Origin of the sequence: Streptosporangium sp. NPDC049078 (genome assembly GCF_040648855.1) — a bacterium.
In the GTDB taxonomy this organism is placed as follows: Bacteria; Actinomycetota; Actinomycetes; order Streptosporangiales; family Streptosporangiaceae; genus Streptosporangium.
The window spans coordinates 13,590-24,743 of record NZ_JBEZEL010000003.1 but is presented as its reverse complement, the minus strand read 5'-3'; the positions used below and the strand labels follow the sequence as shown (position 1 = coordinate 24,743).

Here is an 11,154-nt window from a genome sequence, read left to right as displayed (position 1 = left end):
GTAACCCATCGGAGTATCCCTAAATCAGATAACGTGTTCTCATGCCCACTCCGCACGTGACGACCGACACGCCGGTCACCCCGCGCCGGACCGGCAGGCACGCCCAGAGCGGCGCCGATCCGGCCATCACCGAGGGGGCACCCGGCATGCGGAGTGAGTCGGCACCCACGAGCGTCCGCACCAGGAGCCAGCACCAGCGGCGCAAGCGCATCGTCCAGGCGGCCGCCGCCCTCGCCTCACGAGGTGGCGTCGAGGCAATGCAGATGCGGACCGTCGCCGAGCGCGCCGGGGTCGCGCTCGGAACGCTCTACCGATACTTCCCCTCCAAGATGGATCTCGTCGTCGCCGTCGTCGGCGAGGAGATCGACCTGCTGGAGACCAGCATCGAGCGTCGCCCGCCCAGCGCCACGACGGCTTCGGGGCGGGCCGTCGACGTGCTGATGCGCGCCACCCGGGGCCTGATGCGCGAGCCGGAGCTCGCCGACGCGCTCATCCGCTCGCTGATCATGGCCGATGTCGACATACCGTTCGGCGACCGTATGGCGGGGTTGCTGCTCCGCGTCGCCGGAGCCGACCTCACCGCCGAGACCGCCACCGAGGAGCAGTTCGCCCTCGCGGGCTCGCTGTCCAGCGTCTGGGTGCACGAACTCATGGAGATGCTCAGGGGCCGGCGCACGTACGAGCAGATCCAGCGCCGCATCGAGATCGCCGCCGGACGCCTGTTCGCCGACTTCCAGCCCTCCGCCTCCGGCTGAGAGGCGTTCCGCGAGAAACCCCACCCTGCCTTCCACCTGAAATTAGAACCCGTTACAGTCGCTACCGAAGGCGACTAGAGCGACGTTCTGGAGTGACGCGCGGGCGGGCGGATCGGCGAGGACGGCCGTCCGGTGCGCGCGAGCTCCCGGCCGGATTGCGAGGAGATCGTTATGGGTGCGGTGATCGTCGAGGCAGTGAGAACCCCGATCGGCAGGCGCAACGGATGGCTCGCCGGGCTGAAGCCGCAGGCGGTCCTCGCCGCCGCGCTCACCGGTCTGATCGGCAGGTCGGGCATCGACCCCGCCGCCGTGGAACAGGTTTTCGCCGGGTGCGTCACGCAGGCGGGCGAGCAGGGCGGCCACGTCGGACGGCACGCCTGGCTCTACGCCGGGCTGCCCTACCAGACGGGGGTGACCACGATCGACGCGCAGTGCGGCTCCTCACAGCAGGCGGTGCACCTGGTCGCGGCGCTCATCCAGGCCGGGGTGATCGACGTCGGCGTGGCCTGCGGCGTCGAGGTGATGAGCCGGGCTCCGCTCGGTTCCAACGTGCTGCCCGCCGACCCCCGGCCCGACGACTGGGACCTCGACCTGCCCGACCAGTTCACCGCCGCGGAACGGATCGCGCGGCGGCGCGGCCTCACCCGCGAGCACATCGACCGGTTCGGCGCCAGGTCCCAGCGCCTCGCCGCGGAGGCGTGGGCCCAGGGCCGCTTCGACCGGGAGGTCGTCGCGGTGACCGCGCCGGTCCTCGACCGTGAAGGTGCGCCCACCGGCGAGACCCGTGTCGTCGACAGGGACCAGGGGTTGCGCGAGACCACCGTCGAAGGGCTCGCCGGGCTCAGGCCCGTCATGGGCGAGGGCGGCCTGCACACGGCGGGCACCTCCTCGCAGATCTCCGACGGCGCGGCGGCGGTGCTGCTGATGAGCGAGGAGGCCGCCGCCCGGCACGGCCTGCGGCCCCGGGCCCGCGTCCTCGCCCAGGCGCTCGTCGGCTCCGAGCCGTACTACCACCTGGACGGACCGGTGGACGCGACCGCCAAGGTCCTGTCCTCGACCGGGATGAGCACGGCCGACATCGACAGGTTCGAGGTGAACGAGGCTTTCGCCTCGGTGGTCTTATCCTGGTCGTCGGTGCACAAGCCAGACATGGAACGGGTCAATGTCAACGGCGGCGCCATCGCGCTCGGCCATCCGGTCGGAGCGACCGGTTCCCGACTGATCACCACCGCCCTGCACGAGCTTGAGCGGTCCGACTCCTCGACCGCGCTGGTGGCGATGTGCGCGGGCGGGGCGCTCGCGACCGCGACCATCCTGGAGCGCCTCTGAGCGGCGCCGATACCCTGAGGCGTCTCCGCGCGCCGCCGGCCACCCGAGGCGCACCTGAGGCGCCGCCGACCCGAGGCGCCCCGCGTGGCGCCGGTGAGGAGCACCACCGTTGACCCCCCGCAGGTCGTACAAGGAGCACCAGCGTTGAAATCCCGCCGCAGGCCGTACAGCGAACAGCGTCCGTTCGACACCGGGGGCGGGGTGTGGAGCGTGCCCGTCCCGATCCCCGGCAACCCGCTCGGCTACACGCTGGTCTACGCGATCGAGTCCCCGGCGGGTCCCGTCCTGGTCGACGCGGGCTGGAACGCCCCCGAGGCGTGGCTGGCGCTGCGCGACGGGCTGGGGGCGGTCGGCATCGACGTCCGCGACGTGCGCGGCGTGGTCGTGACCCATTTCCACCCCGACCACGCCGGGCTGGCCGGCCAGGTGAGGGAGGAGTCCGGTGCGTGGATCGCGATGCACGAGGCCGACGCCGCGTTGATCGACTTCATGCGGCGGTTCGAGGGCGACGCGCAGCGCGACTTCCAGGCCGACATGCTGCGCCGGGCGGGAGCGGGAGCCGTCGAGGTGGAGGAGGTGAGGGGGAACCGGCCGCGGCCGCCCGCGCTCCCCGACCGCGTTCTCACCGACGGCGACCTGATCGACCTGCCGGGGCGCAGGCTCCGGACGATCTGGACGCCCGGTCACACTCCCGGCCACATCTGCCTGCACCTGGAGGACGCCGACCGGATCTTCACCGGGGACCACGTGCTGCCGGCGATCACGCCGCACATCGGGATCTACCCGTACGACCGTGCGGACGTGGATCCGCTCAGCGACTTCCTGGAGTCGCTGGAGAAGGTGAAGGGGATGGGACAGCTCGAGGCCCTGCCCGCCCATGAATGGATATTTCAAGACACGGCGGCTCGGGCGACGGAGATCCACATCCACCACGAGGAGAAACTCCGACGGCTCGCCGCCCTGCTCGGTGAGGAGAAGGAGCCCCTGACCATCTGGGAGATCGCCGAACGCATGACCTGGAACCGCCCATGGAAGGACTTCCCCGCCATACTGCGCGGGATGGCCGCCGGGGAGGCCGCGGCCCACCTGCGCACGCTGGAGGTACGCGGAGTCGTCCGCCGCGTGACGGGGGTGGATCCGGTGCGGTTCGCCATACACTCATAGACATCGGATGTCTGGCGCGACCTGAGGACGGTGCGGAGTGGCGGTCACCGACGCCGCTATCGACAAGATCAAAGAAATGATCCTGTCTGGCGATCTCGCCCCGGGCAGCAAACTGCCCAAGGAGTCCGACCTCGCCGATCGGCTCGGCCTGTCACGCAACTCCCTGCGCGAGGCCGTCAGGGCCCTGGCCCTGATCAAGGTGCTGGACGTGCGCCAGGGCGACGGCACGTACGTGACCAGCCTGGAGCCCAGGCTCCTGCTCGACGCGATGTCGTTCGTGGTCGACTTCCACCAGGACGACACCGTGCTGCAGTTCTTCCAGGTGCGGCGGATCCTGGAGCCCGCGGCGACCGCGATGGCGGCGGAGCACATGTCCGAGTCCGACATCACCGAGCTGCGCAAGATCCTCGACGGACTGCCTCCCAATCCGAGCGTCGAGCAGATGGTGTCCAACGACCTGGAGTTCCACCAGCGCATCGCGGCGGGCTCCGGCAACACGGTGCTGTGCTCCCTCATCGAGAGTCTCTCCGGCCCCACCACCAAGGCCAGGATCTGGCGGGGCCTCACCCAGGAGAACGCCCAGGAGAAGACCCTGGAGCAGCACGCCGCGATCTGCGACGCCATCGCCGCCCGCCAGCCCGAGGTGGCGCGGGCCTGGGCCACGGTCCACATCGCCGGGGTCGAGGAGTGGCTCCGCAAGACCCTCACCTGACGATCCCCGCGGCCGTCTCGCGCGCTTCGGCGGTCCCCGTCCGCACCGGTACAGGTCGACCGGGACCGGCAGAGCAGGCGAAGCACGACAAACGCCCGCCCTGGACAAAGCGCGAGCCTGCGCAGACACGAGCCCACACAGGCACGAACGGGAACGAACAGGCGCCGGACTCAGGCGAGTGCCTCGCGGTTGCGCCGTAGGAAATCACGCTCGGCCTCGTTGTGGGTGAGGGCAGTCGCCGCCTCGTAGGCCCGCGCCGCCTCGGTGGTACGGCCCAGACGCCTGAGCAGGTCGGCGCGGACGGCGTGGAACAGGTGGTAGTCATCGAGGTCGAGGCCATCGACCAGGGTGAGCGCCGCCTGCGGTCCGTCGACCTCGGCCACCGCGACGGCGCGGTTGAGTGCCACGACCGGGTTGGGGACGAGGGCCAGAAGCCGGTCGTACAGCGCCAGGATCTGCCACCAGTCGGTGAGGGCCGCGGTCGGCGCGTCGCTGTGCACGGCGTTGATCGCGGCCTGGATCTGGTAGGGGCCCGGCCGGTCGCGCCGCAGGCAGCGGCGCACGATGGCCTGGCCCTCGGTGATCAGGTCGCGATCCCATCGGCTCCGGTCCTGGTCCGCCAGCAGCACCAGGTCGCCGTCCGGCGTGGTGCGGGCGGCCCGGCGGGACTCGACGAGCAGCATGAGCCCGAGCAGCCCCATGACCTCGGGTTCGTCGGGCATGAGCTCGGCCAGGAGCCTTCCCAGCCGGACGGCCTCCGCGCAGAGCTCGTCGCGGACCAGCCGCTCGCCCGAGCTCGCCGTGTGCCCCTCGTTGAAGATGAGGTAGATCACGGCCAGGACGGACCTGAGCCGGTCCGGGAGGTCGGCCTCGGCCGGGACCCGGTACGGGATCCCCGCGGCGCGGATCTTGTTCTTCGCCCGGACGATCCGCTGGGCCATGGTCGCCTCGGGGACCAGGAAGGACCGGGCGATCTCGGCGGTGGTGAGCCCGCCCAGCAGCCTCAGCGTCAGCGCGACCCTGGCGTTGGCCGAGAGCGCGGGATGACAGCAGGTGAAGATCAGGCGGAGCCGGTCGTCGCGCACCGCGCCCTCCTCCCATGGCTCGCCACCGGCGTACAGCAGGGCCGCCTGGGCATGGCGGTCCTGGCGGGTCGCCTCCCGCCGGAACCGGTCGATCGCCCTGTTGCGGGCGGTCGTGATGATCCACCCCGCCGGGTTCGGCGGCAGGCCGGTGGAGGGCCACAGCCGTACCGCCACGGTGAAGGCGTCCTGGACCGCCTCCTCGGCGAGGTCGATGTCACCGAGGAGGCGGACCAGGACCGCGACCGCGCGCCCGTACTCCGCGCGGAACACCCGGTCGATCTCCGAGGCGGGAACGCCCTCCATCCTGGACGTCAGCCCGCCTCACCCTGGAACGGCCGCACCTCGACGGGGAGAAGGCCGATCGCCAGGGCGAGCCTGCGTCCCCATTCGAGCGCCTCGTCGAGGTCCGGCGCCCTGATGACGGTGAACCCGCCGAGGTGTTCCTTGCCCTCGGTGTACGGGCCGTCGGTCATGAGCGTGTCACCGTCCTTGACGCGGATCACGGTCGCCGTGTCCGGGGGGTGCAGTCCACCGGAGAAGACCCACACGCCGGCGGCCCGCATCTCCTCTTCCAGTGCGCCCAGGTTCCTGACGATCGGTTCCAGCACCTCGGGCGCCGGAACGCCTCCGTCGGGCTGATAGATGCTGAGCAGATACTGTTTCATCGCGCCTCCTGGGCCGGTGCGGCACCATCGCCGCCTTCCTACCCTTCACACGAACGGCGTCCGACGAAATCGACACCGGGCGCGACGGTCCCGCGAAATTCAACGGAGACCGGGCGGCTCAGGAGATGAGGCCCTCGGCGGTGAGGTCGGTCCAGAGGGCTTCCGGGACAGGTCTGGCGGCCAGTTCCGCGTTGCGGACGACCTCGGCGGCGGAGCGGGCGCCGATCACGACGCTCGCGACGGCCGGGTGGCGCAGAGGGAAGGCGAGGGCCGCCTGGGGGAGGGTGACGTCGTGGCGTTCGCAGACGGCGGCGATGCGGCGGGCGCGCTCCAGGAGCGGTCCGGGGGCGGGGGCGTAGTCGTAGGTGCCCGACGGGTCGTGGGTGGCGAGCAGTCCGCTGTTGAAGACCCCCGCGGCGAGCACCGAGACGCCGCGCTCGGCGCACAGGGGCAGCAACTCCTCCTCCCCCGACCGGTCGAGGAGGGTGTAGCGCCCGGCGAGCATGACCGTGTCGACGCCGGTCTCGCGGACGAACGCGGCGAGCATCCCCGTCTGGTTCATGCCGACCCCGACGGACTTCACGACGCCCTGGTCACGCAGTTCGGCGAGGGCCGGGTACGCCTCGGAGACGGCCTGCTCCCAGTGGTCGTCCGGGTCGTGGATCAGGGCGATGTCGACCGCGTCGAGGCCGAGCCGCTCCAGGCTCTCCTCCAGCGACCGCAGGATCCCGTCGCGGGAGAAGTCCCACACCCGGCGCATGTCCGCGGGGACGTCGAAGCCCTGGTCGTCCCGGCCGAAGGGGCCTTCGCCGGCGGCGGGCACGAGCAGACGTCCGACCTTGGTGGACAGGGTGTAGGAGTCGCGGGGCCTTTCCGCCAGGGCGGCGCCGAGTCGTCGTTCCGACAGGCCGAGCCCGTAGTGGGGCGCGGTGTCGAACAGGCGGACCCCCGCCTCGTAGGCCGCGTCCACCGCCGCGCGCGCCACGTCCTCACCGACCGCCGAGAACAGGTTTCCGATCGGCGCCGCGCCGAAGCCGTACCTGCTAACCCGCACCGCCTGCTCCGTTCCGTTTCTGCGATCCCGCCGGAATCCCTGTCACGACTTCGGCCGGAGCCTGAGCCCCTGCATCCCGCCGTCCACGGCCAGGATCGTGCCGGTGGTGGCCGAGGCGAGCGGGCTCGCGAGGTAGGCGATCGCGGCGGCGACCTCCGGGGCGCTCACCAGGCGGCCCATCGGCTGGCGGGCCTCCAGCGCCGCCCGCTCGGCCTCCGGGTCCTGCGCCGCGTCCAGCAGGCGCTGCACCCAGGGGGTGTCGGCGGTGCCCGGGTTGACGCAGTTGACCCGGATGCCCTCGCGCACGTGGTCGGCCGCCATCGCCAGCGTCAACGACTGGATCGCCCCCTTGGACGCGCTGTAGAGCGCCCGTTGGGGCAGTCCCGCCGTCGCCGCGATCGAGCAGGTGTTGACGATCACGGCGTGCTCCGAGCGGCGCAGGTGCGGCAGGCTCGCCCGGGTGACCCGGACGATGCCCAGGACGTTGACGTCCATCACCCTGGCCCACTCCTCGTAGGGGTTGTCCTCGATCGTCCCTGCGGCGCCGATCCCGGCGTTGTTCACCAGGATGTCCAGGCCACCGAGCCGCTCGACGGCCTCGGCGACGGCCGCACGGACCGCCTCCTCGTCGGTGACGTCGGCCCTCACCTCGACGAACGGGCCATCGGAGGCGTTGATGTCGAGGGAGGCCACCCTCGCCCCGCGTTCGGCCAGCAGGGTGGCGGTGGCCAGCCCGATGCCGGATCCGCCGCCGGTGACCAGGGCGCGCATGCCGTCGAACTCACCCATTGAGAGACCTCCGTACCGTTTCGTCGCTCACGCCTGTCCCATGGTCTGCCGCTGGCGCCCGAGTCCGTCGATCTCCAGCTCCACGACCTGCCCCGCGCGCAGGTACGGCGTGCCGGGCAGGCCGAGCGCGACGCCCGCCGGGGTGCCGGTGTTGATCAGGTCACCGGGTTCGAGGACCATGAACCGGCTGAGGTAGCGGATCACCTCCGCCACGGTGAAGATCATGTTCTTGGTGTCGCCGTTCTGGAACCGCTCCCCGTCCACCCACAGGCGCAGGCCAAGAGCCTGCGGGTCGGGGATCTCGTCGGGGGTGACCAGCCAGGGACCGAGCGGGTTGAAGGTCTCGCAGGACTTGCCCTTGTCCCACTGGCCGCCGCGCTCCAGCTGGAACTCGCGCTCGGAGACGTCGTTGGAGATGGCGTAGCCCGCGACCTTGGACAGCGCCTCCTCGTGCGTCTCGACGTAGCGGGCCGTCTCACCGATGACGACGGCCAGCTCGACCTCCCAGTCGGTCTTCACGCTGTCCCTGGGGATGAGCACCTCGTCGTCGGGCCCGACGATCGTGTTGGGCGCCTTCATGAAGACGATCGGCTCGGCCGGGGTGGCGGCGTTCGTCTCCGTCGCGTGGTCGATGTAGTTGAGGCCGATGCACACGATCTTCCCGGGCCGCGCGATCGGGGCGCCGATCCGCAGTCCTTCGGCGTCCAGCACGGGAAGATCGTCCCGCTCCAGTGCCTCGCGGACCCGAGCCACGCCTCCCGAAGCGAAGAAAGCCCCGTCGATCTCGGTTTCCGAGATTGCACGGAGGTTACCGGCCTCGTCCAGGACGGCCGGGCGCTCCTGGCCCACGGGTCCCACTCGCAGTAGCTTCACGCCGTACCCTTCACTGATACATCGGATGTCTTGTTCCGTGATGTTTAACGACACCAAACCTCGGTGTCAACCCTCACCGATCGAAACATCTCCTCCACCATCGAGGGGGAACCGCGGCCGGAAGGGTTGAACGTGACACGCTCGGATACACCCGATGACTTGACGCTCTGGTACGACAGACCGGCCGCCGACTGGGAAACCCAGGCGTTACCGATCGGCAACGGCGCGCTGGGTGCCACGGTGTTCGGCGGCGTCGGCGGCGAGCGGATCCAGTTCAACGAGAAGTCGCTGTGGACCGGCGGCCCCGGAGCGAACGGCTACGACTTCGGCAACTGGACCTCCCCGAGGCCGGACGCGATCGCCGAGATCAGGGCGCGGATCGACCGCGACGGCGCGATGTCCCCCGAGGCGGTGGCGGCGAGGCTCGGGCAACCCAGGAGCGGATTCGGTGCCTACCAGACTTTCGGGGACCTATGGCTGGACATGCACGACGGCCCCGAGTTCCCCGGGGGCGCCGTCACCGGTTACCGCAGGGAGCTGGACCTGCGCGAGGCGGTCGCCAGGGTCGGTTACACCGCGAACGGGGTGACCCACTCCCGCGAGTACTTCGCCAGCCACCCGGGAAACGTCGTCGTCGGCAGGCTCTCCGCCGACAGGGGCGGCGAGGTCTCCTTCACGCTGCGCACCTCCTCTCCCCGCGGCGACGGGCAGGTCTCGGTCTCCGAGGGCCGCCTCACCGTGAGGGGCGTCCTCGCCGACAACGGCATGAGGTTCGAGGCGCAGGTCCAGGTGATCGCCCGGGGCGGCACCCGCACCGACGGCACCGACGAGATCACCGTCACGGGCGCGGACAGCGCGGTGTTCGTCCTGTCTGCGGGCACCGACTACTCCGACGTCTACCCGGCCTACCGGACCGCGGACCCGCACGCCGCGGTGACCGGGGCGGTCGACGGGGCCTCCCGCAGGTCGTACGAGGAGCTCAGGGCCGAGCACCGGGCCGACCACCGCAGGCTGTTCGACCGGGTCGGGCTCGACCTCGGGCAGAGGACCCCGGCCGTCCCGACCGACAGGCTGCGCGCGGCCTACACCGGCGGCGCCTCGGCCGACGACCGGGCGCTGGAGGCGATGTTCTTCGCCTACGGCCGCTACCTGCTGATCGCCTCCTCCAGGGAGGGGTCGCTCCCGGCGAACCTGCAGGGCGTGTGGAACGACTCCGTCGATCCTCCCTGGGCGGCCGACTACCACGTCAACATCAACCTGCAGATGAACTACTGGCTCGCCGAGCAGACCAACCTCGCCGAGACGACCGAGCCGTACGACCGCTACATCCGGTCGCTGGTCGCTCCCGGTGAGAGGACCGCGCGGGAGATGTTCGGGGCGCGCGGCTGGGTGGTGCACAACGAGACCAACCCGTTCGGCTTCACCGGCGTGCACGACTGGGCCACCGCGTTCTGGTTCCCCGAGGCGGCGGCGTGGCTCACCCTGCGGATGTACGACCACTACCGTTTCTGCGGCGACGTCGAGTATCTGCGCGAGACCGCGTACCCGGTGATGAAGGGCGCGGCCGAGTTCTGGCTGGACACCCTCCACACCGACCCGCGCGACGGTGGGCTGGTGGTCTCCCCCGGCTACTCCCCCGAGCACGGCGACTTCACGGCGGGCGCCTCGATGTCCCAGCAGATCGTCTTCCAACTGCTGACCGACACCCTGGAGGCGGCGAAGACACTGAGGACCGACACGGCCTTCCAGGCCGAGGTGACGGCCGCGCTGGCCATGCTCGACCCGGGGATCCGCATCGGGTGCTGGGGACAGCTCCAGGAGTGGAAGGAGGACCTCGACGACCCGGGCGACACCCACCGGCACGTCTCCCACCTGTTCGCACTGCACCCCGGACGGCAGATCGTCGCCGGCACCCCGGAGGCCGAGGCGGCCGGGATCTCGCTCACCGCGCGGGGCGACGGCGGCACCGGCTGGAGCAAGGCGTGGAAGATCAACTTTTGGGCCCGCCTGCTGGACGGTGACCGCGCGCACAGGATGCTCGTCGAACAGCTCGGCGGCTCCACTCTGGACAACCTGTGGGACACCCACCCGCCGTTCCAGATCGACGGCAACTTCGGCGCCGCCTCCGGCATGGCCGAGATGCTGCTGCAGAGCGGACACGGCACGGTCCACGTGCTGCCCGCACTGCCGTCCGCCTGGCCCACCGGTTCGGTGACCGGCCTGCGCGCCCGGGGCGACGTGACCGTGGACGTCTCGTGGCGGGACGGCGACGCCGACAGGGTCACCGTGCACGCCGGGACGTCGGGCCCCCTCAGGGTCCGCGCCGCCATGGTCGGTGGCCGACACCACGTCGAGGACGAGCGCGGCGGGATCGTCACCCCGCGTCGCGACGGTGACGTCATCACCATCGACGCCGAAGCCGGCGGGTCCTACACGATCGTCAAGCTCGCCGTCCCCTGATCGCGGCCGCCGTACGGGCTCCGACTTGACGAGACCCCCTTACCGTAATAGAACACGTTCCAGAAAGAAGAATCGCCGAGCGCCCGCTCAGGCACTCGGTAACTCGGCGTGCCCGGAGCGGAAGGCGGGAGCAGCAAAAAGTCCCGCGATCGCCACGTTCGCGATGGATTCTCGGCGAACGCGTGAGGGTACGCCGCTGACCGCACCCCCAAAATCGCGCCGATATGAACCGTGTCACGAAAGCGCCGACCGGTTCGCAGGAGGACCA

10 protein-coding genes are annotated in these 11,154 nt (G+C 70.8%); 5 read left to right on the top strand and 5 right to left on the bottom strand.

Annotation, left to right across the window (positions count from 1 at the left end; genetic code table 11):
- Positions 1-146 precede the first annotated feature (146 nt).
- The 4 genes from AB0B90_RS05310 (at position 147) to AB0B90_RS05295 (ending at position 3,960) form a co-directional block, all read left to right on the top strand.
- Positions 147-755: a TetR family transcriptional regulator gene (locus tag AB0B90_RS05310; RefSeq protein ID WP_350950259.1), complete on the top strand. Its 609-nt coding sequence runs from the start codon at positions 147-149 to the stop codon at positions 753-755.
- 171 nt (positions 756-926) lie between these two features.
- A complete protein-coding gene (locus AB0B90_RS05305; RefSeq protein ID WP_350950237.1) occupies positions 927-2,084 on the top strand; it encodes a steroid 3-ketoacyl-CoA thiolase in 1,158 nt (385 codons plus the stop codon).
- Between the two features lie 144 nt (positions 2,085-2,228).
- The gene (locus tag AB0B90_RS05300; RefSeq protein ID WP_350950238.1) at positions 2,229-3,248 is read left to right on the top strand and encodes an MBL fold metallo-hydrolase; all 1,020 of its coding nucleotides are present in this window, start codon (positions 2,229-2,231) and stop codon (positions 3,246-3,248) included.
- A 37-nt stretch (positions 3,249-3,285) separates the two neighbouring features.
- Entirely contained in the window at positions 3,286-3,960 is a 675-nt protein-coding gene (locus AB0B90_RS05295; RefSeq protein WP_362920910.1) for a FadR/GntR family transcriptional regulator, read from the top strand.
- A 170-nt stretch (positions 3,961-4,130) separates the two neighbouring features.
- Here AB0B90_RS05295 and AB0B90_RS05290 read toward each other — a convergent pair whose 3' ends face one another.
- The 5 genes from AB0B90_RS05290 to AB0B90_RS05270 all read right to left on the bottom strand — a co-directional run bounded on the left by AB0B90_RS05290 (position 4,131) and on the right by AB0B90_RS05270 (position 8,426).
- Positions 4,131-5,348: an RNA polymerase sigma factor gene (locus AB0B90_RS05290; protein ID WP_362920908.1), complete on the bottom strand. Its 1,218-nt coding sequence runs from the start codon at positions 5,346-5,348 to the stop codon at positions 4,131-4,133.
- An 8-nt stretch (positions 5,349-5,356) separates the two neighbouring features.
- Positions 5,357-5,710, bottom strand: coding sequence for a YciI family protein (locus tag AB0B90_RS05285; RefSeq protein WP_350950241.1), 354 nt, complete (start codon positions 5,708-5,710; stop codon positions 5,357-5,359).
- Positions 5,711-5,828: 118 nt separating this feature from the next.
- On the bottom strand, positions 5,829-6,764 hold the full coding sequence (locus AB0B90_RS05280) for an aldo/keto reductase (RefSeq protein WP_350950242.1): 936 nt from the start codon (positions 6,762-6,764) through the stop codon (positions 5,829-5,831).
- Positions 6,765-6,806: 42 nt separating this feature from the next.
- Positions 6,807-7,553, bottom strand: coding sequence for an SDR family oxidoreductase (locus AB0B90_RS05275; RefSeq protein WP_350950243.1), 747 nt, complete (start codon positions 7,551-7,553; stop codon positions 6,807-6,809).
- A 27-nt stretch (positions 7,554-7,580) separates the two neighbouring features.
- Positions 7,581-8,426: a fumarylacetoacetate hydrolase family protein gene (locus AB0B90_RS05270; protein ID WP_350950244.1), complete on the bottom strand. Its 846-nt coding sequence runs from the start codon at positions 8,424-8,426 to the stop codon at positions 7,581-7,583.
- 159 nt (positions 8,427-8,585) lie between these two features.
- Between AB0B90_RS05270 and AB0B90_RS05265 the strand changes: the two genes are divergently transcribed.
- Entirely contained in the window at positions 8,586-10,886 is a 2,301-nt protein-coding gene (locus AB0B90_RS05265) for a glycoside hydrolase family 95 protein (RefSeq protein ID WP_362920904.1), read from the top strand.
- Positions 10,887-11,154: the final 268 nt, after the last annotated feature.

Coding starts and splice junctions, on each gene's coding strand:
- AB0B90_RS05310 (WP_350950259.1), top strand. CDS start 147: ATGCGGAGTGAGTCGGCACCCACGAGCGTCCGCACCAGGAGCCAGCAC.
- AB0B90_RS05305 (WP_350950237.1), top strand. CDS start 927: ATGGGTGCGGTGATCGTCGAGGCAGTGAGAACCCCGATCGGCAGGCGC.
- AB0B90_RS05290 (WP_362920908.1), bottom strand. CDS start 5,348: ATGGAGGGCGTTCCCGCCTCGGAGATCGACCGGGTGTTCCGCGCGGAG.
- AB0B90_RS05285 (WP_350950241.1), bottom strand. CDS start 5,710: ATGAAACAGTATCTGCTCAGCATCTATCAGCCCGACGGAGGCGTTCCG.
- AB0B90_RS05275 (WP_350950243.1), bottom strand. CDS start 7,553: ATGGGTGAGTTCGACGGCATGCGCGCCCTGGTCACCGGCGGCGGATCC.